General features: G+C 29.6%; 26 protein-coding genes, 5 tRNA genes and 1 pseudogene. 19 read left to right on the top strand and 13 right to left on the bottom strand.

Annotation, left to right across the window (positions count from 1 at the left end; genetic code table 11):
• Nucleotides 1-18: 18 nt before the first annotated feature.
• Nucleotides 19-423 carry a hypothetical protein gene (locus FMM56_RS04215; RefSeq protein ID WP_150140247.1) on the bottom strand — a complete coding sequence of 135 codons (405 nt, stop codon included), beginning with the start codon at nt 421-423 and terminating at the stop codon, nt 19-21.
• A 70-nt stretch (nt 424-493) separates the two neighbouring features.
• Between FMM56_RS04215 and FMM56_RS04210 the strand changes: the two genes are divergently transcribed.
• From FMM56_RS04210 to FMM56_RS04190, 5 genes and pseudogenes are all read left to right on the top strand, one after another.
• Nucleotides 494-1,063, top strand: coding sequence for an ATP-binding protein (locus tag FMM56_RS04210; protein WP_150140245.1), 570 nt, complete (start codon nt 494-496; stop codon nt 1,061-1,063).
• Nucleotides 1,060-1,311 (top strand): hypothetical protein, encoded by a 252-nt coding sequence (locus tag FMM56_RS04205; RefSeq protein ID WP_150207850.1) that lies wholly within the window; start codon nt 1,060-1,062, stop codon nt 1,309-1,311. The genes FMM56_RS04210 and FMM56_RS04205 overlap by 4 nt, the downstream gene beginning before the upstream one ends.
• Nucleotides 1,308-1,579: pseudogene (locus FMM56_RS04200) on the top strand (type II toxin-antitoxin system YafQ family toxin). The gene FMM56_RS04205 and the pseudogene FMM56_RS04200 overlap by 4 nt, the downstream one beginning before the upstream one ends.
• A gap of 69 nt (nt 1,580-1,648) precedes the next feature.
• Nucleotides 1,649-2,002, top strand: coding sequence for a hypothetical protein (locus FMM56_RS04195; RefSeq protein ID WP_150140243.1), 354 nt, complete (start codon nt 1,649-1,651; stop codon nt 2,000-2,002).
• A gap of 416 nt (nt 2,003-2,418) precedes the next feature.
• Nucleotides 2,419-3,255 carry a ModD protein gene (locus FMM56_RS04190; RefSeq protein WP_150140241.1) on the top strand — a complete coding sequence of 279 codons (837 nt, stop codon included), beginning with the start codon at nt 2,419-2,421 and terminating at the stop codon, nt 3,253-3,255.
• 29 nt (nt 3,256-3,284) lie between these two features.
• Here the strand turns inward: FMM56_RS04190 and FMM56_RS04185 are convergent, their stop codons facing one another.
• The 3 genes from FMM56_RS04185 to FMM56_RS04175 form a co-directional block, all read right to left on the bottom strand.
• Entirely contained in the window at nt 3,285-4,928 is a 1,644-nt protein-coding gene (locus FMM56_RS04185) for a hydrogenase small subunit (protein WP_150140239.1), read from the bottom strand.
• Between the two features lie 74 nt (nt 4,929-5,002).
• Nucleotides 5,003-5,827 (bottom strand): enoyl-ACP reductase FabI, encoded by an 825-nt coding sequence (gene fabI / locus FMM56_RS04180; protein ID WP_150140237.1) that lies wholly within the window; start codon nt 5,825-5,827, stop codon nt 5,003-5,005.
• Nucleotides 5,828-5,889: 62 nt separating this feature from the next.
• A complete protein-coding gene (locus FMM56_RS04175) occupies nt 5,890-6,732 on the bottom strand; it encodes a radical SAM/SPASM domain-containing protein (RefSeq protein ID WP_150140236.1) in 843 nt (280 codons plus the stop codon).
• Between the two features lie 87 nt (nt 6,733-6,819).
• On the opposite strand from FMM56_RS04175, the gene FMM56_RS04170 reads away from it, so the two are divergent.
• From FMM56_RS04170 to ribD, 6 genes are all read left to right on the top strand, one after another.
• Nucleotides 6,820-7,524, top strand: coding sequence for a hypothetical protein (locus tag FMM56_RS04170; protein ID WP_150207848.1), 705 nt, complete (start codon nt 6,820-6,822; stop codon nt 7,522-7,524).
• Nucleotides 7,525-7,569: 45 nt separating this feature from the next.
• Nucleotides 7,570-7,644 (top strand) — tRNA-Gly (locus FMM56_RS04165).
• Nucleotides 7,645-7,649: 5 nt separating this feature from the next.
• Nucleotides 7,650-7,737: transfer RNA gene (locus FMM56_RS04160), tRNA-Leu, on the top strand.
• Nucleotides 7,738-7,751: 14 nt separating this feature from the next.
• Nucleotides 7,752-7,825 (top strand) — tRNA-Cys (locus FMM56_RS04155).
• A 12-nt stretch (nt 7,826-7,837) separates the two neighbouring features.
• A tRNA-Ser gene (locus FMM56_RS04150) sits at nt 7,838-7,925 on the top strand.
• Nucleotides 7,926-7,960: 35 nt separating this feature from the next.
• The gene (gene ribD, locus FMM56_RS04145; RefSeq protein ID WP_411675349.1) at nt 7,961-8,935 is read left to right on the top strand and encodes a bifunctional diaminohydroxyphosphoribosylaminopyrimidine deaminase/5-amino-6-(5-phosphoribosylamino)uracil reductase RibD; all 975 of its coding nucleotides are present in this window, start codon (nt 7,961-7,963) and stop codon (nt 8,933-8,935) included.
• Here the strand turns inward: ribD and FMM56_RS04140 are convergent.
• Complete coding sequence (locus FMM56_RS04140) at nt 8,932-9,582, bottom strand: potassium channel family protein (protein ID WP_150140231.1); 651 nt, start codon at nt 9,580-9,582, stop codon at nt 8,932-8,934. The two genes, ribD and FMM56_RS04140, sit on opposite strands and share 4 nt — an antisense overlap.
• A gap of 10 nt (nt 9,583-9,592) precedes the next feature.
• Nucleotides 9,593-10,939 carry a TrkH family potassium uptake protein gene (locus FMM56_RS04135; RefSeq protein ID WP_150140229.1) on the bottom strand — a complete coding sequence of 449 codons (1,347 nt, stop codon included), beginning with the start codon at nt 10,937-10,939 and terminating at the stop codon, nt 9,593-9,595.
• 136 nt (nt 10,940-11,075) lie between these two features.
• Between FMM56_RS04135 and FMM56_RS04130 the strand changes: the two genes are divergently transcribed.
• From FMM56_RS04130 to FMM56_RS04120, 3 genes are all read left to right on the top strand, one after another.
• Nucleotides 11,076-11,151: transfer RNA gene (locus FMM56_RS04130), tRNA-Phe, on the top strand.
• A 218-nt stretch (nt 11,152-11,369) separates the two neighbouring features.
• Nucleotides 11,370-11,675, top strand: a complete 306-nt coding sequence (locus FMM56_RS04125) for an Arm DNA-binding domain-containing protein (RefSeq protein WP_150140227.1) — start codon at nt 11,370-11,372, stop codon at nt 11,673-11,675.
• 349 nt (nt 11,676-12,024) lie between these two features.
• Entirely contained in the window at nt 12,025-12,441 is a 417-nt protein-coding gene (locus FMM56_RS04120; protein ID WP_150140225.1) for a tyrosine-type recombinase/integrase, read from the top strand.
• 8 nt (nt 12,442-12,449) lie between these two features.
• Here the strand turns inward: FMM56_RS04120 and FMM56_RS04115 are convergent, their stop codons facing one another.
• Complete coding sequence (locus FMM56_RS04115; protein ID WP_150140223.1) at nt 12,450-13,154, bottom strand: NAD(P)H-binding protein; 705 nt, start codon at nt 13,152-13,154, stop codon at nt 12,450-12,452.
• Between the two features lie 83 nt (nt 13,155-13,237).
• On the opposite strand from FMM56_RS04115, the gene FMM56_RS04110 reads away from it, so the two are divergent.
• The 5 genes from FMM56_RS04110 (at nt 13,238) to FMM56_RS04090 (ending at nt 18,242) form a co-directional block, all read left to right on the top strand.
• Nucleotides 13,238-14,095 (top strand): biotin synthase, encoded by an 858-nt coding sequence (locus FMM56_RS04110; protein WP_317845487.1) that lies wholly within the window; start codon nt 13,238-13,240, stop codon nt 14,093-14,095.
• On the top strand, nt 14,076-15,248 hold the full coding sequence (locus tag FMM56_RS04105) for a cation:proton antiporter (protein ID WP_150140219.1): 1,173 nt from the start codon (nt 14,076-14,078) through the stop codon (nt 15,246-15,248). Before FMM56_RS04110 ends, FMM56_RS04105 begins: the two co-directional genes overlap by 20 nt.
• 116 nt (nt 15,249-15,364) lie before the next feature.
• On the top strand, nt 15,365-16,630 hold the full coding sequence (locus FMM56_RS04100; RefSeq protein ID WP_150140217.1) for a citrate synthase: 1,266 nt from the start codon (nt 15,365-15,367) through the stop codon (nt 16,628-16,630).
• Nucleotides 16,627-17,382, top strand: coding sequence for a 3'(2'),5'-bisphosphate nucleotidase CysQ (locus FMM56_RS04095; protein ID WP_150140215.1), 756 nt, complete (start codon nt 16,627-16,629; stop codon nt 17,380-17,382). The genes FMM56_RS04100 and FMM56_RS04095 overlap by 4 nt, the downstream gene beginning before the upstream one ends.
• Nucleotides 17,383-17,465: 83 nt before the next feature.
• Entirely contained in the window at nt 17,466-18,242 is a 777-nt protein-coding gene (locus tag FMM56_RS04090) for a hypothetical protein (protein WP_150207845.1), read from the top strand.
• Nucleotides 18,243-18,244: 2 nt separating this feature from the next.
• Here FMM56_RS04090 and purN read toward each other — a convergent pair whose 3' ends face one another.
• The 6 genes from purN to def are packed head-to-tail and all read right to left on the bottom strand — an operon-like array spanning nt 18,245 to nt 23,654.
• The gene (gene purN / locus FMM56_RS04085) at nt 18,245-18,811 is read right to left on the bottom strand and encodes a phosphoribosylglycinamide formyltransferase (protein WP_150140211.1); all 567 of its coding nucleotides are present in this window, start codon (nt 18,809-18,811) and stop codon (nt 18,245-18,247) included.
• Entirely contained in the window at nt 18,802-20,160 is a 1,359-nt protein-coding gene (locus FMM56_RS04080) for an NAD(P)H-hydrate dehydratase (protein WP_150140209.1), read from the bottom strand. The genes purN and FMM56_RS04080 overlap by 10 nt, the downstream gene beginning before the upstream one ends.
• On the bottom strand, nt 20,157-21,248 hold the full coding sequence (locus FMM56_RS04075) for a DNA recombination protein RmuC (protein WP_150140207.1): 1,092 nt from the start codon (nt 21,246-21,248) through the stop codon (nt 20,157-20,159). Before FMM56_RS04075 ends, FMM56_RS04080 begins: the two co-directional genes overlap by 4 nt.
• Nucleotides 21,245-21,628, bottom strand: coding sequence for a hypothetical protein (locus FMM56_RS04070; RefSeq protein WP_150140205.1), 384 nt, complete (start codon nt 21,626-21,628; stop codon nt 21,245-21,247). Before FMM56_RS04070 ends, FMM56_RS04075 begins: the two co-directional genes overlap by 4 nt.
• Nucleotides 21,629-23,134, bottom strand: coding sequence for a YifB family Mg chelatase-like AAA ATPase (locus tag FMM56_RS04065; RefSeq protein WP_150140203.1), 1,506 nt, complete (start codon nt 23,132-23,134; stop codon nt 21,629-21,631).
• Nucleotides 23,121-23,654 (bottom strand): peptide deformylase, encoded by a 534-nt coding sequence (gene def / locus FMM56_RS04060; RefSeq protein WP_150140201.1) that lies wholly within the window; start codon nt 23,652-23,654, stop codon nt 23,121-23,123. Before def ends, FMM56_RS04065 begins: the two co-directional genes overlap by 14 nt.

The raw sequence follows: 23,654 nt of genomic DNA, 5'->3' as shown, positions 1-23,654 counted from the left end.
AATATCTTAAATTTAAAACTAGCGATTAAATTCAAGCTTTGAAGTAAGCATTAAGCTATTATCAGTTAGCTTTGCCCATTGTAAATAAAGGCTATACAGCTTAAAATCATTAGCAAATTTTGCAAAGGGAAATTTTTTATAATAAATTTTTTCTTGTTTTTCATTAGCTATTTTAAAAATAGCCTTTGCCTGGATACCCTTTAAAAGAGAAATTTTACTAAGCTTTGCTATATTTATAGCTATGTTAGAATCTTTTAAGGCTAGTTTAATATGCTTTGAATTTTCATTTGAGGCAATTATTAGGGCTAAATTTAACTCATCAAAGGCATAAAAACAACTTGCTGTATAAACGCCTATTTCATCACGTATGCAAAGGCTTAAAAGCTTATTTTTTTTAATAAAATTAAAAATTTGTTCATTCATAAGAAAAATTATACTAAAATAAAACGCAAAAAAAGCGATTTTGTAAGCAAATATAATTGAAAGGCGCAAAATGCAAGTTGATGCAAGCAATAATCAAAATTTTTACACTACATACACTACAAAAAGTGGCAATACCATTTCTTTAAGTATGTATGATAATCAAAGTGTAAATTATTTACAAGATGAAAGTGGACAAAGTCTAAGTTTAAGAAGAGAATATGGATTTAACTTTTCTTATGAGGGGTCAAAATTAAGTCAAGAAGATTTAGATGAGATTAAAGAGGCTATGAAAGATGTAGAACCACTTTTACAAGAATTTTTGGATAATTCTAAGGTGAGTGAGCTTAACCCACAGGACTTGATTACTTCTGCTATGCAAATAGCTGATATTTTACCTGGTACAAGCGATGAAAATACGCAAAATGTTGCTATGGATAAGCTTGTAAGCACACTTGATAATTTACTAAATAAAAACAAAACTGAAAATGCAAGCACAAATTTAAAAATGCTTGAAGATAGTAAGAATTTATTAGAAGAAGTATTGAAAAAAATGCAAGAAAAACTTAGAGAAAATTTAGAAAAAAGTCAGGAAGCATTGTTAAAAAATAATGATGATAGCAATGTAAATTTGCTTGTGTGATTAATAAATTTATAAATAAAGGTGAAAAAATAACACTGATTATAGAAAATGTTAAAGAAGAATTTTTACCAGCTTTTAGGGGACTTGCAAAAAGTATATATGCTAAAATAAAAACAAATAAAACAAGGCAGGAAATTATTACACAAATGGAAAAAGAAAGTAAAGAACTTAATGAAAAATACAAAAAAGGTGAATTAAAAACCTTTAAATCAATGAAAGAATATAAAGAATTTAGAAAAATCAAATGAAATATGATTTTATTACAACAAAAAAATTTGATAAATCCTATGACAAGCTAAGTGATAAAGATAGAGAACTTGTTGATTATGTTATTGAAAATTAATAAATGATGAAATTTTAGAACAAAAATATAAAAACCATAAGTTAAAAGGAAGCTTAATTGAACTTCGCGAATGTCACATTAAACCAGATTTATTATTGATATATGAAAAAAATAAAAATCTTTTAATTTTAAAAGCTATTAACTTAGGTTCTCACAATGAACTTTTTAAATAAATTTATTTAAAGTACGTAAAAAAATTTATGTTTTTTAAAGCAAGAATTAAAAAAAATATAATGCTGCTTTTGAAATTCTTTAAAAGGAGCATTATACGTGGTATTATCTTAGATAGCCTTACTATAAGTGGCGATGATGGTAATAGGTACTCATTTGTCTTGGATAAGGTGCAAAATTTAAATGGTCAAAGTGCAAATTCATTGATAAATTCGCAAGTGGATTTTGAGGCCAGTGGTGATATTGCAAAAAATATCTTTGTGCTAAATTCTACAAATTCCTCTGGTAATCTATCATCGATTAAAATGATGGGTTATATTTACCTATTTTGCTATTTATTATACATGATTTCATTTGCTGGTTGGTTTTTCTTAGCCATAGCCTTGGTATTTTTTATATTAGCATCATATAGCAAAAAGGGCTAAAGTTCATTTAGTATCAAAGCTAGTACTAGCTTGCGTACTTTTCTTTGTAGGGGCGTTGCTAATAGTTTTGGGTGTAACAAGTACATGGTTTGTAATACTAGGATTTATAGCCGTTCTTGGAAGTTTGTATCTATACTACAAATTTTATCACACAATGGCAAGGGTTACAAACGAAAGATTTTTCCTTTATACTTTCTTTGCAAAAGCAGTATTTACAATATCAATAATTATTCTACCAGTACCAGTAATTGGTTGGCTTATAAATAGCTTCTTTTTATTAATCGCAGTTATTATAGAAATCATAGCTTGGATAAAATTCAGCAAAATTAGAACCATAAACTAAAAAAGAGGGATAAACCCCTCTTAAAGGCATTTTAAATTTCTAAAGGTTAATATTTTAATTTTTGGAGTTTATTATGTTTGATTTTAGTTTATATGAACTTGAAAATTTACTTGCACAAGACGCACCTTTCCTGGATAATACAAGCTTTGGACTAGATATTAAAACAGATACAAGGCTTAGTTTTTTTCCAAAAAATGATGATATTATACTTTGTGGCATTGATGAGTGTGTGAAATTAGCCAAACTTCAAGGCTTAGAAGTTGAATTTAGTAAAGAAAATGCAAATTTCATAAAGGCAAAAGAGACATTTTTAAGCATTAAGGGTGAGGCACAAATTGTTTTAAAGGTAGCCAAAAGCTTTCAAAATATCTTAGAATACGCCTCAAGCGTTGCTACTTATACAAATAAAATGCTAAATTTAGCAAGAAAAGAAAATGATAAAATAGCACTTCTTGGTACTAGAAAAACTATGCCCTTTGCTAAAAAATTGCTTTTAAAGGCCCTTATAAGTGGAGGAGGTCTACCTCATAGATATGGGCTAAGTGATAGCATTTTAATCTTTGATGAACATAAACTTTTATGCGAAAATTTGCAAAATGATTTTATTAATTTAAAAACAAAATTTAAAGAACACAAAATTATAGTAGAAATTTCTAGCATTGAAGAGAGTATTAAATTTGCTAAAATGGGAGCTGATATATTGCAATGTGAGAGATTTTGCGTAAATGATTTAAAGACTATTAAAAAAATAAGAGATGAAGAATTTCCTAACATTTTACTTTCAGCCACGGGCAATATAAATTTAGAAAATGTAAGCGAATTTGCAAGAACTGGTGTTGATATCATAGTTAGCACGGCTATGTATAGGGCTAAAATTTGTGATATAAAATTAAGCTATGAAAGATTATAAATTTAAAATAACTGCAAAAGCAGTTATTGTTAAAAACTATCCTTGCTTAAATTCAAAGGACTAAATAAGCTATGTAAAAAGCTTGAATTTATATCATCATCAAGGCATAAAACCAATTTTTTATCGTTAAAATGCTTAGAAATATCATTAACGCTTTTTGCAAAGGCCTTAATCGCACTAAAGGCTAAGCCACTTAGTTCTAAGCCTCCACAAAGATAAATCAAAGGACAGCGAAAGGCCTTATTTATATCAAGCTTTGCCTTTTCATTTATATTTAATTTAAAATCATAAGGACTAGCATGGGTAAAAGAATAATTTTTAGCACAATCAATAAAAAAACTCTTTCTATACAAAAACTCGCCCTTAGCCAAAATAAAATTTGATTCAAAAAATGTCCAAATATCACTACTTAAAGCCGGCGTTTCGTCAAAATTTTCTTGTATAAAATCATAATTTTTACTAAATTCTTTTTTATAATTTTCAACCAGCAAAGCCCCTAATTTAGTTTTAGCTAGATTTTGCAAAACAAGCTTTAAATTGCTTTCAAATTCAAAGTCTAAGAATTCTTTATTTTCTCCATTTTCTTTATATAAAATTTGTGTTTTTTCTTTTAGATAAAGTGCTATTTCATCGCTATTTAAATCAAGTTCGTTTAAATTAGAATTTTTATTTTCAAAAAGCAATTTTTCACTATGTGTTATCTTTTTATAAGCAAGTTTATTAATCATAGGGGCTTCATAACAGCCAAAATCATCCCAAAAATCCTTTTGACTACAAGCCATACAACCCCTACCAGCAGCCACTGGCCACGAAGTTTTAGAATTAAATTTAATCTTAGGGCAGTTATTATAAGTGTAAGGCCCCTTGCAACCTAGCTTAAAAAGACAAGCCCCTTGCTTTGCAAACTCATCGCCAAATTCCTTTGCAAAAATTCCACTTTCAAATTTAGCCTTTCTTTCGCACATATCATGCAAACATTTACCATAAGCCCAAAGTGGCCTATTTTGAGAATCAAGGGTCGGGGCTTGTTTAAATAAAATATAATAAAAAAAGGTAGCTATAATATTTACATCACTTGGAGGGCAACCTGGAATTTTAACCACATTTTGAGTTAAAATTTCATCAATGCCACAATTTCTAGTAGGATTTGGTCTTGCAGCTTGTATGCCTCCATAACTTGCACAACTTCCAACAGCAAAGATAATACTAGCCTTTTTAGCTAATCTATTAAGTATTTTGCGTCCACTTTCACCATGTAAACCTATAGTATAAAAAAAGCCATCAGCCACACCACCTTCAACTGCTAAGATAAATTCTTCGTTTGAATTTAAAACATTTTCAAGACACTCCTCAGCCTTTGTGCCATTTGCTATCATTAATGTTTCGTGGTATTCTAAGGAAAAAAAATCAAAAATAAGCTCATCATAGCTAGGCATTCCACTTCTTAAAACACTTTCAGAACAACCCGTGCACTCACAAAGGTGAAGCCAAACAATCTTAGTTCTTGGGGAATTTTCTAAAAGTTCTTGTGCTAGTGGAAGTAGTTCATTATTTAAGCTTAGATATTTAAATAAAGTTTTAATACTTTCTTCGTTTATGGTATTTTTTTCTTTAAGCGAAGAAGTGTTTAACTCATTAATACGGCTTTGTAAAATTTGCTTTAAATCTTGCATTTTACACCTCTAAAAAATAAATGGCAATTTAACATAAAGCAAATAAAAAGAAGTTTAAAAACTAATGAAAATATTTATTGTTTTGCCTTATCCCAAGCAAGTATGGTATTTCCATCATCATCAAGGCTAACATCGCCCATACCCATGATATTATATCCACCATCTACATAATGAATTTCACCAGTTACCCCACTTGCTAAATCGCTTAACAAATACATAGCAGAATTTCCTACATCTTGGGTATTTACATTTCTTTTTAGAGGAGAATTTATCTCATTATATTTTAAAATCATTCTAAAATCGCCAATTCCACTTGCTGCTAGGGTTTTAATAGGACCTGCTGAGATAGCATTAATGCGTATGTTTTTTTGTCCTAAATCCCTTGCTAAGTAGCGAACACAGCTTTCAAGTGCAGCCTTTGCAACGCCCATAACATTATAATGAGGTACATATTTTACTCCACCTAGATAACTTAAAGTTAAAATAGACCCACCTTCTTTTAAAACAGGCATAACAGCCCTTGTAAGTGAAAGTAAAGAATAAACAGAAGTTTGCATAGCCACATCAAAGGCTTCTTTGCTAGTGTTGATAAATTCTCCTTCTAATGCATCTTTTGGGGCATAGGCTACTGCGTGAACTACAAAATCAATTTCACCAAAATCATTTTTTAAAATAGGGGCTAAATTTTGCAAATGTGAAGTATTATTTACATCAAGTTCATAAATAAAATTTGAGTTAAATTCCTGTGCTATTGGTTCTACGCGTCTTTTTAAGGTATCATTTAAAAAAGTAAAGGCTAGTTTTGCACCTTGTTCGCAACAAGCCTTAGCTATGCCATAAGCTATTGATTTATTATTTGCTACGCCTACAATTAAGCCTTTTTTGCCTTGCATTAACATATTTTGTCCTTTATTGTTTTTTGTAATTTTATAATAAATTTATTAATCATTTTTTTTAAAAATTATCTAGCCTTGTAAAATTCGCAAGTTGTACAAAGCTTTTCTATACGTTTATTTTCTTTAAAAGCTTCTTTCATAGCCTTTAATCTAGGGCTTTTAAGCAAGGTGTCAAAATCTTGTTTAAATACATTTCCAAAGCAAATTTCTGCCTTTGTATCCATACAACAAGGCACCAAAGAACCATTGCTTAAAATAGCAATTTGAAAATTTAAAGCATGACAAGAAAATTCTAAATTTTTAGCTTTGTGCTTTGAGTTTGGCCACTTAAATAAACTTTGTTGATGCAATATAATATGCCTTGCAAGGCGATTTTTATCTAAACTTTTATCAATCTTTATTTTAAAAAAATTCTCTAATAAATCATAAATTAAAGCATTTTTATGCTCAAAATTTGAAGTTAAATTCCAAAGCCTAAGATTAATAAAGCTTTTATTTTGTGCTTGTAAATGCTTAATGCAAAGTTTAAAAATTTTATCAAAGTACTCATTGCAACTTATCTTATCTTGTGTTAAAAATGCCATTAAAGAAATATTTATTTGCCTTATGTTTTTATAATTTAAAAGCAAATTTTGATTTTTTTCACTCATATAAAAGCCACTAGTGGTAAGTTCAAGTAGCATATTATTTTGCAAAGCAATATCTAAATAAGCTTGTATATTATCTAATATTAAAGGGTCGCCTAGGACATGAAAGGTAAAAAGCTTGGCCTTATTTTTAATTTGCTTAGTAAGTGTCTTAAAATTACTCACACTCATTTTGTCTCTAACTTCTTTTTTTGTAGGACAAAAAGGACAATTAAGCCCACAAATATCACTTAATTCTATATAAATTTTTTTAAATTTCATCATAAATCTTTAAAATATAACTTTGCTAATTTTAGCTAAATTTATAATTTTTTGATAAAATAAGCATATCATTTTTAAAGGATTCATATGTTAGCTTTTTTCAAAGGACTTGGCGTAGGGCTTTTGTGCTTACTTCTTTTTCTAGCTGGTGTAATTTTTAATGTTGAGTTTTTAAAAAATAATTCAAATGAACTTCATTTTTCAACAGACCTTAGCGTAAAAATGCCAATAAAGGCCGATAGCTTTACAGCTAGTATTGAATTTTATTCAAATGAAAATTTAAGTAAAAAGCTTATCTTAACAAATGAAGATAAAGAAAGCATTGATAGTAGTTTTAAAAGCATATTTGAACGCGTTAAAAATAATGGAATTTGCGTTGAAAAAGAATATACTTTAAAACCACATTTTGCACAAAAAGACAGCTTTAAATTGCCTATGGGACAACGACTTGAAGCAAGTTTAGATTGTGAGTTTAAAGAAATGGAAATTTTTGATAATTTATTTAAAGATATACTTAAAGAAATAGAAAAAAGCGAATTTATAGCCGTGTCAAATCCTAAAATTCATCCTAAAATTTCACCTTTAATACTAGAAGAAAATGAAAAAATACTTAATAAAGAATTAATTAGCAAGGCCTACTCGCTTGAAAGTGTTTATTCTATAGATTTAAATAAGACTTGTACGCTTAAAAGCATAAGAACAAATTCTATGAAAGATAGAAAACCTATCCAGAATTTTAACAAAGAACAAGAACAAGTTTTAAACGCTTTAATAGGCTTTACTTGCAAATAAACTCAATTTAAGTTTTTTTTGCTAAAATCTCATCTTTATACTTTTGCGGGAATAGCTCAGGGGTAGAGCACAACCTTGCCAAGGTTGGGGTCGCGAGTTCGAATCTCGTTTCCCGCTCCATTAACGCCCGGGTGGTGGAATTGGTAGACACAAGGGACTTAAAATCCCTCGGAAATTATTTCCGTACCGGTTCAAGTCCGGTCTCGGGCACCATTGTTTTAGTTTTTGGCGACATAGCCAAGTGGTAAGGCACGAGCCTGCAAAGCTCTGATCCCCGGTTCAAATCCGGGTGTCGCCTCCAAATTTGGCTAATCGGGAGATGGCTGAGTGGTCGAAAGCGGCGGTCTTGAAAACCGTTGAGGGTAACACCTCCAGGGGTTCGAATCCCTTTCTCCCGGCCACCTCCTTTAAGGTTTTTCTCTTGAACGAATTTTTTATGCAATTAGCCCTTGATGAGGCTTGGAAATATCAATTTTTAACCTATCCTAATCCTGCTGTTGGTTGTGTTATCTTAGATAAAAATAAACAAATTTTAAGTATAAAAGCCCATGAAAAGGCAGGTTGTGAACACGCTGAATTAAACGCTATAAAAACTGCTTTACAAAATTTAAATCCAAAATTAATAATACCAAATGAGCCAAATTTAGCACATGAGTTTATTTGCAAAAATCATAATAATTTATTAAAAGATGCCCTTGCCTTTGTAACGCTTGAACCTTGTAATCACCAAGGAAAAACCCCTCCTTGTGCTAGATTATTTGCTAAGTTAAAATTTAAAAAAGTTTTCATAGGCACAAAGGATGAAAATGATTTAGCAAGTGGTGGGGCTTTGTTTTTAAAGCAAAATGGTGTGAAGGTGCAAATGGGTATTTTAGAAAACAAGGCAAAAGAACTCATTAAACCCTTTTTAAAGTGGCAAAATGGTACTTTTAAGCTCTTTAAACTAGCACTTAGTATGAATGGTTCAATGCTTGGTAAAATAGTAAGCAATGAATTAAGCAGAACTTACGCTCATAAAATTCGCTCAGTAATTGATATTTTAGCCATAGGTGGACAAACCATAAGAAAGGATAGACCCATTTTAGATTCTAGGCTTTGCTCTAGCAAAGCTCCAAATTTATGTATTTTTTCTAAGCAAAATTTAGATAGCTTTGATAAAGAAATTCCACTTTTTAAGGTAAAAGAGCGTAAGATTTATACACAACTACCAAAAAATACAAAATTTATAATGTATGAGGGTGGGGAAAACTTTTTTAAGACCTTTAAAGATGAAATGGATATGTTTTTAATCTTTCAAAGTTCTATTCTTAATACTTCAAAAAGCCTTTGTGTAAATGCTAAATTTAAGCCCTTATATAAGAGTACTTTTAATGATGATAATTATGGAATTTATGAACTTTTAAATGATTAATGTTCAAAATCTTTTAATTCTTTAATGGTTCCAAGCAATACTACAACATCACCAGCATAAACTAAGGTAGTTTCTAAATCAGGCAAAAGCTCCCAATCTGAATTTGCCTTTTTATAGGCTATCAAACGCATATTTTGTGCAATATGTTTTAAGGAATTTCCAGCTAATTTATCATCTATATTTAATCTTATAGCACGAATGGTATTTGCTGATAATTCAAAAATTTCAAAGTCAATATCCTGGGTTAAAAATTCCTTCACAAGCCTTTTTGCACTCTCTCTTTCAGGATAAATAACTCGAGTTGCCCCAAGCCTTGAAAGAATTTGACCATGTATATTTGAAGTAGCCTTAGCTATGATATTTGTAACGCCGATTTCTTTTAATGCCATTAAGGTTAAAATACTTTTTTCTATATTATCACCTATGCTAATAATCACTATGTCAACGTCGTGAAAACCAGCCTCTTTAAGTGCTACAGTGCTTGTAGAATCTAAAATATAAGCATAGCTTGGCGTATTGTGCAAACTTTTTAAGGCATCTTCTTTTTTATCTGCCACAATAACCGTATGCCCATTGGTTAAAAGCTCGTCTGCTGCAACAGCTCCAAATTTTCCAAGTCCTATAACTCCATAAGTTTTACCCTTCATTATCTATCCTTTATAAATTTATCCTACCTTGTGGATATTGTAAATGAATGCCCTTTTTGTCCTGACTAAATACAGAAAGGAAAAAGGCAAAAACACCTATTCTACCACTTATCATCATAATTATTATAATACTTTTGCTAAAATCATTAAAAGTAGCACAAAGTGACAAATTTCCTCCATCACCTACTGAAAGTCCTGTTGTAGCAAAGGCTGAGGATGTTTCAAATAAAAGGGCTATGAATGGGTATTCTGTTTCCATTAAGGAAAGTAAAATCGCACAAACTACTATATAAACAGCCGAACCAATCGCTATAACAAAGGCTTTTGAGATAATTTCTTGAGATATTTCATAACCAAAAATTCTAACCCTACCCTCTCTTATAGACCAATAAGCATATAATAATAAAACTACAAGCGTGGTTAATTTCATACCCCCAGCAGTACCACCTGGTGCCCCACCTATTACCATAAATAAGGCACCAAAAAATAAACTAGCATCCTTTAAACTGGATATGTCAATCATATTGAAACCAGATGTTCTATAATTTACTGCTATAAAATAAGAATTTAAAAGCTTATCGATTAAAGAAAAACTACCTATACTAGTCTCGTTTGAATACTCAAAACAAAAGGTAACAATGGTAGAAAAAAGTATTAAAATAAGGGTTGCTAACAATACCACCCTAGTATGCAAACTTATATTTTGCAAACGTTTTCTTTGAAAAAAATATACTTCAATTAATACAAAATACCCAAGACCACCTATTATAACAAGGCTTGTTATAATTAAATTTATAGCTAAATCAAATTTATAATCCATAAGACTTGTTTCAAATATACTAAATCCTGAATTATTAAATGCACTAATTGAATGAAAAAAGCCAAAATAAAGGGCCTGTTTAAAGTCCATATCAAGTGCAAATCGAAGTGTTAATAAAATTCCACCGATAATCTCAATCCCAACTATAAAAAGCAAAACCTTTTTAAAAAATTTAAATAAGCCATCCATTGTAGGATAAAGCAAGGATTCTTTTAATAAATTTTTACCACTAAAGCCTACTTTTTTGCGTATGAGAATATATACAAAAAGCCCTATTCCCATGTAGCCTAGCCCTCCTATTTGAACTAGGGCTAGTATTATTAATTGTCCTAAAAGCGTAAAATCAGTAGCTGTATTTTTTACTAAAAGTCCTGAGAGGCTAACAGCTGATGTGCTCATAAAAAAAGCATCTAAAAAATCTAAATCCCCGTTATGAGTTTGTTTAAAAGAAAGTAAAAAAGCACCACCTAGTGCTATGACAATATAACCAATTAGAAAAATTTTAAAGGTGCGTCTATCAAGTCCAAATTGTTTCAATAAAACCTCTTTTTTGTAAAAACAAAGATTTTACACAATTAAAACTTTAATAAAAATAAAATTTTATGCTAAATTTAAACTTGGATTAAAGATAAAAAGATAAAATTACAATTTACACAAAATACTACAACAAAGTGGTTGGATAGCTCAGTCGGTAGAGCAGCAGACTGAAAATCTGCGTGTCGGCAGTTCGATTCTGCCTCTAACCACCATTTAAGCTAACTTTAAGTTTATTTCAATTTCAAACAATCCCTTTTAATTACTTTTAATTCCCTTGTTTTAAGCCTAAAAAGCGGTATTTGATTATTTTTGATTTGTCTTAATTTGTTTCAATTTTTTTTGATTACAAAAAAAAATTAAGGGGCATATTAGGGTAGTAAAAAAATCATTAAGATAGTACTCGCTCAAAATCTTAAAAAAAGAATGAAAAATGAGTAATATCGCAAAAACTTTTTTGCAAGATAGGGATATAAAAAAATTAATCCCTAAAGAAAGACAACATAAAAGAGCTGTTGGCAATCCAAAAGAATTATATATTTTTGTCAACCCCAAAGGCACTAAAACATTTAGCTTAAAATATAAGCCTAGCACATACGACAAAGAACAATATATAAAAATCGGTCAATGGCGTGAAAATATCTTTACCACACAAATAGCACGACAAAAGGCTATTCAAATATTAATAGAAATAAATAATGGCAAGGATATACACACTTTAAGGGACGAAAAAAGATAAATATGTGTATGGTAGTTTATTTAATAGTATCATAACTAAAAAGCGTAAAGAAGGTAAAAAAGAAAGCTATTTATCAAAGGTTACAAGTCCCATCAAAAATATATCTTACCAAGCTTTGCAAATCGCGATATAAAGAGCATTAAATATAGCGAAATTTTAAGTATTTTAGAAGCTATTTTTAACCCAAACGACCCTGAATTAAGTCGCTTAGAAAAACTATACACCGATTAATTGATAATATGAACGAAGTTTTTACAAGAGCTAAAATAGATGAAGTTATAAATAAAAATTTTATTCCTAAATTACACACAGAATTTCCAATCTCAAAAAATTTTAAACGAAAAATGGGATAGATAGCAGATTATCATCCATTACCGATGACAAGCTTTTAAAAGAATTTTTACACTACCTAAAAAGCGATGACAAAATAAACTTACAAACTAAAAGGGCTATTTATTTACAAATTCTTTGTGTAAATTGCCCTATTAATACCACTAGTATAAAATGGGATTATATAGACTTTGCAGAAAAAACTTGGACTATATCTGCTAATGAAATGAAAATGGGTTATTCTCATCAAATGGCATTAAGTACTTATGCTATAAAAATTTTAAAAGAACAATCACAATTTTGCATTATTAATAATGGCTTTGTGTTTCCATCCTTTAACAGAGAAAGACGCTTACACAGAGATAGTTTAAATAAGGAAAAATTGTTAAAAATAGGTATCAGTGATGAAACAACAGAAATAGCCCTTTTGGGCTAAATTAATGTTTATTTACTCACCACACTAACATGAGTTTTTGTTTTAGCATTTTTATCTAAGGCTAAATCAATAACTGCATCAGCTAAGTCAGTATAACTTCCACTGCTTTCATTGTTTGAATTTGTAAATAACTCATCACTTCCTAAAATATAACCTGATTTTTTATCATCTGCTATATATGTAGCTGGTGGGCTTACATAAATATAATTAAGATTAGAAGTTTTTAACACCTCAAAAGCTTCGTACGTGGCCTTTGCAACACCCTTATAAGAATCAGGAAAATTTGGACTATCCATTAATCTAATTTGATGTTCTTTATCTACAAACAAGCTTCCAGCCCCACCTATTGCTATAAATTTAGCATTATTATCTTTTAAAATATTAATTAAATGTTGCATATGTTTTTTATGCAAGGATAAATCTTTCCATTCTCCAAAAGCATCAATTATTACATTATAATCTTTTAAATCATCGCTTGTAAGATTAAAGATATCTTTTTTAATAATACTAGCATTTTGTGGCAGTCTTTGAGTAGAATTTCTTACAAAGGCTGTAACTTGTACCTTTTTATCTAGTGCTTCTTTTACTATCAAAGAGCCAGTTTTGCCATTTGCTGCTAGGACGGCAATCTTTAAATTTTGCGACGAATCTTTACCAAAGCTTAAATTTAATACACAAAAAAGACTTAAAATTAAAATTTTAAATACTTTCATGTTTTAACTCCTTTAACAATTTTTATAATTTTAATGTATTTTTGTAAATAATAAATTTAAGGAAACTTTTGCTAAAGTTTCACATTTTAAAAAAAGGAAAAAATATGGAAATTATGCTTTGTGCTATTTGTAATATAGCTAGTGGAAATTGTAGTGAAGATTGTAAGTATTGTACTCAAAGTGCCTTTGTAAAAACAGATATTGAAAAATATAAACAAAAGCCTATAGAACAAATAGTTAAAGAAGCAAAACTAGCTTATAAAAATGAAGCTCTTGGCTTTTGTCTTGTTACTGCTGGGCTTGGTTTAAATGATGAAAAACTTGAATATGTATGTCGTGCAGCTAGTGCTGTGCAAAAAGAAGTACCAAATTTGCTTTTAATAGCCTGTAATGGACAAGCTAATTTAGAACATTTAAAAGAACTTAAAAAAGTAGGCATTTTTTCTTATAATCACAATCTTGAAACTAGCCGTGAGTTTTTTTCAAAAATTTGTACAACTCATACTTGGGAGAGTCGTTTTGAGACAAATTTAAACGCAAAAGAAGCAGGGCTTATGCTTTGCTGTGGTGGAATTTATGGACTTGGAGAAAGTAATGAAGATAGGATTAGTTTAAGAAATTCGCTAAAAGAACTAAAACCCTTTTCAAGTCCTGTAAATTTCTTTATAGCAAATAAAAATTTAAATTTACAAATTCCACCCCTTAATGCCGATGAAGCCCTTAAAATTATCAAAGATACTAAAGAATGCTTAGGCGAAACCGTCGTAATGGTAGCAGGTGGCAGGGAAGTAATTTTAGGTAATAGACAATATGAAATTTTTGAAAATGGAGCAGGTGCCATTGTGGTGGGTGATTATCTTACTACAAAGGGAGAAGAACCTAGCAAGGACATAAAAAAGTTAAGAAATATGGGATTTGCTTTTGCAACAAAGTGCCACTAATTTAAATGATTTACAATTTTTAGCCTTAATAGCCCTTTGTTTACTGGCTTCGCCTTATTTAGCTAAGCTTTTTCGCTTACCTATATCGGTGGCTGAGTTGATTTTAGGTGCTGTTTTGGCGTATTTTGGACTTATTAGTGAGAGTGAAAATTTAAAACTTTTAGCAAATATTGGCTTTTATTATCTAATGTTTATTGCTGGAATGGAAGTAAATTTGCGCGATTTATTTTACATAGATAAAGGTATTGCAAAAAAGGCTTTTTTATACATAAGCTTACTTTACATACTTTCAACACTTATAGTATGGATTTTTGAACTTTCTTTAATATTTATTTTAATCATGCCTGTTATGAGTGTGGGGCTTTTAACTATTCTATTTAAAGAATTTGGTAAAAAGGCATTTTGGTTAAATACTTCTATGCTAATTGCTACAATAGCAGAAGTAGTTTCAATCATAGCCCTAACTATAATGGGTGCATTTTTGCGTGAAAATTCAAGCCTTATTTTAGTAGCACAAAATATATTTTACTTATGTGTCTTTTTAGTTCTTTGTTTGCTTGGCTTTAAATTACTTGGAATTTTATTTTGGTGGTATCCTCAGCTTAAAATTATATTAATGCCTTGGGAGGATAAAAACGAAAGGGATATTCGTTTTTGCGTAGCCATTTTTATACTTATTATTATAGCTATGTTTTTAACCGAGTTAGAAGTGGTGCTTGGAGCCTTTGTGGCAGGTTCATTTATAGCTACATTTTTTAATCACAAATATGATTTAGAATACAAACTTTCAAGCTTTGGCTATGGTTTTTTAATACCGATTTTTTTTATTTATATAGGAAGCACTGTTGATTTAAGAATAGTTTTAGAATATAAAATTTTATTAAAAGCCCTTGTTTTAATGTTTGCAATGATACTTATAAGATTTATCAGTGCTATGGTTTTTGTAAAAAAATTAGGCTTTTTACACACTATTTTATTTACCCTTTCTCATTCCATGCCCCTAACATTACTTATCGCAACAGCTACGCTTTCTTATTCTGCAAAATTAATAGATGAAAATTTTTACTCAGCCCTTATTTTAACAGCCTTATTTGAAGCCTTATTTGTAATGAGTTTAATTAAATTAATAGCACATTTTAAAAATAGTGTTTAAGTTACTTTTTTACTCAAAAAAAAATATATTTTACTTAAATCAATTTAGTCAAATTTTAATAAAAGCTTTTTTTGTTACAATATGTAAATTAACCAAACCAAAAACAAGGAGAAAAAATGTCAAATTCAATTACAATCACAGATAATAGAGATGGTAAAAACTACGAATTTCCTATTTATGATGCAAGTTTAGGTCCAAGTGTTGTGGATATGTCTAGTTTTTATAAACAAACAGGAATGTTTTCTTATGATGAGGGTTTAACTTCAACTGCTACTTGTAAGTCAGAAATTACCTATATAGATGGGGAAAATGGTGTTTTATTGCATAGAGGATATCCTATTGAGTGGCTTGCAGAAAATAAACTTTTCTTAGATGTCGTGCATTTACTGCTTTATAAAAATTTGCCAGACGAAAAAAGATTGGATGATTTTAGATATGAGCTTAAAAAACGCTCTTTTATACATGAAGGTATGCATAAACTTTTTGATGCTTTCCCAGATAATGCACACCCAATGGCTGTTTTACAAGCTGCAGTTGCTTCGCTTTCTACCTTTTATCCTGATCATTTAAATATGGACATAGAAGAAGAATATATGGAAATGGCCGCAAGAATTGTTGCAAAAATTCCCACTATAGTGGCCACTGCTTATCGCTATAAAAACGGCTTTCCTATGGCTTATCCAAATTTAGATAGAGGTTTTACTGAAAATTTCCTTTATATGTTAAGAACTTACCCATATGACCATGTAAAACTTAGACCTATAGAAGTAAAGGCACTTGATACTGTGTTTATGCTACATGCTGACCACGAACAAAATGCGTCTACTTCTACGGTTAGGGCTGTTGGTTCTACTCACGCTCACCCTTATGCTTGTATAAGTGCTGGTATCGGTGCTTTATGGGGACATGCACATGGTGGGGCAAATGAAGGCGTTATTAGAATGCTTGAAGAAATAGGAACAGTTAATAGGGTTGATGAATTTATTAAAAAGGCAAAGGATAAAAACGACCCATTTAGATTAATGGGCTTTGGTCATAGGGTTTATAAGAATTTTGACCCTAGGGCAAAGGTGCTTAAAAAATTAAGAGACCAATTAATCGATGAAATTGGCATAGATACAAATTTAATTAAAGTAGCAAGTAGAATCGAAGAAATAGCCTTGCAAGATGATTATTTTGTACAAAGAAATTTATATCCAAATGTGGACTTTCATAGTGGTCTTATCTTAAAGGCCTTAGGCATTCCAAATGAAATGTTTGCTACACTTTTTGTTATAGGTAGAACACCTGGCTGGATAGCCCAATGGATAGAATTAAAAGAACAAGCTAGTTTAAAAATTGTTCGCCCTCGCCAACTTTATCTTGGCGAAAAACAAAGATGAATTTAGACACTTGTTTGAATTTAGCCTTAGATGCTGCAAATCAAGCTTCTAAGGCTATTTTAAATGAAAGAAAACAACTTAAGGTTTTTAAAAAGGATGATGGAAGTCCTTTAAGCTCTGCTGACCTTGTGTCAAATGAGATAATTTGTGAAATTTTAGCTAAAAGCGATATTAAAATTTGTTCAGAAGAAAGGGTATTATCCTTTGATGAAAGAAAGAATTTAGAATATTTTTGGTTAATTGACCCACTTGATGGTACAAATGGTTTTTTAAAAAATTCAAATGAATTTTGCGTTATGATAAGCTTAATTCATAAAAATAGACCTATCTTAGGACTTATTAAAAGTCCAATAACTAATGATATTTTTTACGCTCACAAAGATAGTAAGCTTTATAAAAATGATGAAATTTTAAATACAAATAATTTTGAAAAAGGCAAATTTAAAGCCCTTTTAAGCGTTCATTATCCAAGCAAGGAAGATGAAAATTTTATACAAACTAATAAACTTGAAACTATAAAATGTGGTTCAGGTTTAAAATTTGGTCTACTTTTGCAAGGCGAGGCAGGGGTTTATAAGAGATTTGAAAGTTTACATATTTGGGATTTAGCGGCTGGTGATTTTTTAATACATAAAAATGGAGGTTTTATGTGTAATTTTAATGCCAGGTTGCTAGATTATAATAGCGAAAAATTTACCACTAGCCCTTTTATAGCAGTTGCTAAAAAAGAATTCTTAGAAGAATTTCTATAAATAAATCAAAACTTAAAAAATAATTTTTATTGCTAATTTTGTTAAAATTTTTTAGTATAATTTAGCCTTTAAAAAGGATAATAATGAAATTTTTTATAATTTTTTGTTTATTAATATTTGCCCAAGAAATAATACTTTCTAATAATTTTTCTCAAAAAAAGGTTATAAAAATAGACAAAAGCAAGGATAGATTAAATATCATAGAACTTAATCAAAATATGCCTACACAAAAACTTGATGAACAAAAGGGTTTGCTTGATACTTCTAGTATAAGAGAAGAAGAAGCGAGAAAAAGTGCTAGGGCAAAAAAAGATAAAAATATTGACTTTGGCATTTTAATAGGTGTTAGTAGTACCTTTGGTTATAGATTAAACGAACTTGATATAAGACCTGCGATTTTATCTAAGCTTTTTGCAAAAAAAATTATAAATTCCCTTAGATTATACAAGGCGAACACACAAGCAAACGGCTTATATCAAACTCAAAAAACTTTAAATTCTTTACAACCAAGTGGCTATTTTAGTATAGTTGATGTGAGTCCTTATTTAAAACAAGAAAAAAATAAAAATAAGATGTATTCTAAATTCACTGATTATTTGATTATAATTTATTTAAAGGATTTTTATGTTTTAGATACAAATTATATCTTTATGCAAACCCTAAACGCTCATGCTTTGGTTAATTTTAAAATAGTTTCTCTTACTACAGGTAAGGTTTTAGTGGCTAAAAATTTAGAATTAAAATTAGCCCTTGATAGCACTTTAAGCAGCAGGGAAAATCTTGAAAGCATAGCAGCTTATATGCCAGCTTCTATTGCACAAGTTATACAAGATGATGGCATTAATTTAAGACTTGAATAAGATTACTCAAAAAGCGAAATTATAGCTTGAGGTAAAAGTTCGTATTCTAGTTCGTGTATCTTTTTTTCAAAGTCTTTAAAATTTAAATTCCCTTTTTCAAAGGCCTTTTGAGCTATGATTTTTCCACTATCTAATTCTTCATTTACAAAATGAACGCTTACCCCAGCTACCTTCATATCGCTTTCAAAGCTTTCTTTTATGGCATTTGCCCCTTTAAAAAGTGGTAAAAGCGATGGGTGTAGATTAATGGCTTTTATATTTTGCGTAAAAACAGGGCTAAGAATTCGCATAAACCCGGCTAAAATCGTTAAATGAGCCCCACTTTTTTTTATTTCATCAACCAAAACTTTATCAAAATCTTGCCTATTTTGAAAATTTTTATTTTCAATTATTATCGTTTCAAGTCCAAATTTTTTAGCCCTTTGTATACCAAAGGCATCTTTTTTATTACACAAACAAAGCACAATCTCAAAGCTATTATTGTTTATAGCTTTTTTATGTAATTTATTTAAAATATTTTCTAAATTACTTCCATTCCCACTAAATAAAACTGCCAATTTTACAAGCATTTTAAACCCTTTATTAATTTTAAAGCATCAAAGCTATTTTGATTAAATTTATATTTTTTAGAAACTAAAGCATGGGCCAGTACGGCGTTACTTGCTGCATTTAAAGGGGTGAAATTTGTAGCTAAATTTGAAGCTATCATTCCACTTAAACAATCCCCACTTCCACCCTTTGCAAGACCTGCCATGCCAAGATTTACAACAAAGATTTGTTCTTTTTGACAAATTATAGGATTTGCCCCCTTTAGAACCAAAACACAAGGATAAGCAAGACTAAATTTTCTAGCATAAAAAAAGCGATTTTTTTGAATTTCATCAACGCTTATATCTTCGTTAAAACAAAGCTTTAAAAGCCTTGAAAATTCCTTTGGGTGAGGGGTTAAAACTACATTTTCCCTTTTTAAATGTGGCAAAATATCCTTGCTTAAAAAACAATTTGCATCAAGCACCAAAGCTAAATTATCAAGCAAGGGATTTTTTAAAATGCTTAAATCCTCAAGTCCCATTCCAATTGCTACTACCTTAGCTTCCTTGCTTAATTTTTCTTTTAACATTATAAGAGGAGAAAAGCTTTTTTTAGCAAGTAAGGATACAAGAGAGGCCCCAAAATTAAGTGCAGCAAGGGCACTTAGCGAACCAGCACTTGCATTTGCAGCTATAAAAATATGCCCAAAATTTCCCTTATTTGCATTAATTTTTCTTTTTATTAATGTTAAATCCTTTTTTTGAAGTAAAAAAGAATCAGCATTTGGAATAAATTTTTTATTTGAAATTCCAAGCCTTACTTGTTTTATTTTTCCAACAAATTCTTTTGCAAAATCTTCAAGTAAAATTTCTTTTAAAGCACCCATACAAGCTGTAATATTAGCCTTAAAACAAATTTTTTGACCAAGTGCTGTAGGTATATCACAAGCTATTTTTAAGGCCTTGCTTTCATTTACTTTATTTAAAATTTCACAAGTTTTTTCATCAAGTTCTCTTTTAACCCCTGTTCCTAAAATACAATCAACAATCACCTCATATTTTTTAAAATTTGGCTCCTTTTCTAAAAATTTAAAATTATAATTTTTTAAAATACTTTCTTGTTTTTTAAAATTTTCATTTTCCATAAAATTAAGTTTAAAAGCACTAACCCTTTTTAAATGACGCATTGCTACAAGCCCGTCACTTGCATTATTTCCACCACCTAGTAAAAATAAAATTTTAGCCCTTTTAATATTTCTTTTTTTACAAGCTTTTTTAATAATTTTAGCTAAATTAGCCCCTGCATTTTCCATTAAAATAATAGTATCTAAACCCTTTTTTTTAGCATTTTCATCTAAAAAATTGCTATCATTAAAAATTCTTTTCATCTTTGTTCCTGTAAAATTTTTTGAGTTTTAACGCCTAATTCTTCAAGTTTTTTAACATGAGAACTTAAACTTCCTTGACCACTTATTAATTTATTGTCTATATTTGCAATATTGTTTATAAAGATATCTTGCACTCTTTTAAGCTTGTTAAAATCATCAATCACACTTGCAAATTTATCATGAAATTTTGAAAAGGCCTCAAAGGCATTTATTAAATTTTCTCTACTTTTAGTATTATTCCAAGAAATTTGTATGGTTTTGAGTGCCATAAACAAGGTATAAGGCGTAACTAAATATATCTTTTTATCAAGTGCGTATTTGTATAAATTTTTGTCAACATTTAATGCTAAATCTAATAAATTATTATAAGGTATGAAAAGTAAAATAAAATCATAAGTTTGATAATCAAGTTGAACATAAGGCTTTGTCCCTAAATCATCTATCCTAGCCTTTAAATTTTTCGCCAAACTTAAACACGCTTCATCATCAATATTTTCAAAATTAAGTTCATCAGGCAGGGAAAATTTTGAATCAATAATTATTTTTCTTTCATTTGTTAAAGACAAGACAACATCGGCAATATAAGTTTTTTTATCGTATTTAACAGGTACTTGCAGTGTGTAGTGTTCATTTAAGATTAAACCACTATTTTCAAGTAAGCTTTGAAGTTGCATTTCGGCAAAATTTCCACGAACTTTTTTATCGCCTTTTAAAATTCTAGTTAAATTATTTGCATCCTTATTTAATTGATTAGTAAATTTAAATATATTATCTATATTTGTTTTAAGGCTAACCTCGTTATCATTTAAACGTTTTGCATATTCTTTAACATTGTCTTCAAAGGGCTTTAATAATTCTTTTAAATTCTCATTTAATAAAAATTTATTTTGTGAAAAAAAATTTTCACTTTCTTTTAATTGCTTATCAGCATTTGTCTTATTTTCATTTAGGCTTTGTTCTAAAATTTCATTTTTTATAAGAAGTTGTGCTTTTTGTATGCCTATTTTATAGTATTTATAAAGCATAAATAAAGAAAAAATAATTAAACAAATGCAAAGTATAAAAAGTAAAATTTCAAGCTCACTCATCTACTTTTCCCATAAAAAATTCTTTGCAAAGAATGGCTTGAGTTGCTATTACATGGCGTAAGGGGAGTAGTTTGTAATAAATTATTATATTGTATAGTAAATAACTCATTTTGGCGAATAATATAAGAATCTGTTATATTTTTAAATTTAAATTCTAAATTATTATACGAACTTCCCTTAACACTACCCTTAAAAGTATAAACCTTTTTTGTTTTATAATTAGCAAATTGACCTTGGATATTATCGCAAACTATAGTATTGCAATTATGAGTAATAGCTATAAATAGCATGTTATCAGCACTTACATAGGTACAATTTGAAGAATCAACATTACAAAATAATTTTGTAGCAAAAAGTATTAAAAAAAGCCATTTTTTCATTTATATCCTTTGTCTATAACTTAAAGCATTTAAAAGGTGTTCTTTTTTGATAAGCTCACTTTCATCAAGGTCAGCACAACTTCTAGCAACCTTTAAGCTTTTATTAATACCTCTTTGAGATAATTTAAAACGCGAAATTGCAACATCTAAAACTCCTTGTGCATCCTTATCTAAAATGCAAAAATGCTTTAAATCTTCATCGCATAATTTACCATTAAATTCCTTTTGACCTCTTTTTTTGCCAAATTTAAAGGCATTTAAGACCATATCGCTTAACTCCTTTGAACTAAAACTTGGCTTATCATCCTTGCTAATCTCATCCATAGCAACGTATAAATCAATCCTATCCATAATGGGAGCTGAAATACGATTTTTATACTTTTTAATCTCAATCTCAGAACACCTACAATCTAAATTTTTAGAAAATAAATTTCCACAAGGGCAAGGATTTTGTGCTGCTATAAAGCTAAATTTTGTCTCATAAGTAGTTTTTGAATTTACCCTTGAAATATGAATTTTATAATCTTGCAAGGGCTCTCTTAAACTTTCTATAACCTGCTTTGAAAAATGAGGAAATTCATCAAAAAAAAGCACTCCTCCATTTGCTAGGGCAACCTCGCCAATCTTAGCATTTTTAACCCCGCCTCCAAAAATACTAGCCATGGTGCTTGTATGGTGAGGGTGGCGAAAAGCCCTTTCTTTTGTGAATTCGCAGTTTTTTGAATTTAAAGATAAATAAGCATTTTGTAATAAAATTTCTTTTAAATTTTGAGGTGGCATAATATAAACTAAACGTTTAGCACACATACTTTTACCACTTCCAGGGCTTCCTTCAAATAAAATATTATGCATACCAAGGGCTGCGATTAAACAAGCCCTTTTAGCATTTTCTTGCCCTTTTATATCTAAAAAATCTAATTTAAAATCTGAATTTTCTATAAAAATTTCATTGTCTATAATCAAAGGCTTTTCAAAGAGTGGATGAGCCTTATTTACTCGAAATTTTTCATAATTTTTTTCTTTAAAAAATTCTCCTACTTCATCTAAATTTAAAAGCCCATAAATTTCTAAATTAGGAATCATACTTGCCTTCATGGCTATGCTTTTTGGCACTACAACCCTGGCAGTTTTAAGCTTTGTGCTTAAAAATAAAAGCAAGGAAAAAAGCTCATTTGTACTTTTTATGCTACCATCAAGCCCTAGTTCTCCAAGGACAAAAAACTCATCTATATCATCATTTTGCATTAAGATTAAACTTGCGATTGCTAAATCAAAATGAGAGCCCTTTTTTGGAATACCTGAAGGGCTTAAATTTATAGTGATTTTCCTAGCAGGTAGAGTAAAATCACAACTTATTAAGGCAGCCTTAATACGTTCAACACTTTCTTTAATAGCTGTATTTGCAAGTCCTACTATGCTAAAACCAGGTAATCCCTTAGTAAAAACAGACTCAACATCGATTAAATCAAGATTATCATCAAAACTAACACATTTAAGCTTTTTCATTTTTTTTAGCTAATTTTTGTTTTTTCTTAAATTCTGTGTCAAATTTTTTTCTTTTAAGATAAGAAATTCTCTCTATAAAAAGATGTCCATCTAAATGGTCATTTTCATGCTGGATTGCAACTGCTAAAAAATCACTTGCTTCAAGTCTTTGAAATTCGCCAAAGCGATCTTGATATTCTAATAAAATATGCTTATACCTATTTACTTCTTCAAAAAATTCAGGCACGCTTAAACATCCTTCTGTACAAGTGATTTGCTCGTCTCCTAGTGGGGTTATCTTAGGATTTATAATCTCAAGTAAATTTTCTTTTTTTTGTTCTTCATTTTCATCAAGTATATTTACAAGCAAGGCACGAAGTGGCACATCTACTTGAATAGCTGCTATACCTACGCCATTATTTGCTATCATAGTCTCATACATGTCATCAAGTAAAATATGAAGTTTTGAGTCAAATTCAAGCACTTCTTTTGAGGTCAAAAAAAGTCTCTTATTTGGGTAGGTTATAATCTTTCTTATCAC

The sequence above is a fragment of the Campylobacter sp. LR264d genome, from assembly GCF_008633895.1.
Lineage (GTDB): Bacteria > Campylobacterota > Campylobacteria > Campylobacterales > Campylobacteraceae > Campylobacter_D.
This window is presented reverse-complemented; position numbering and strand designations above follow the sequence as displayed.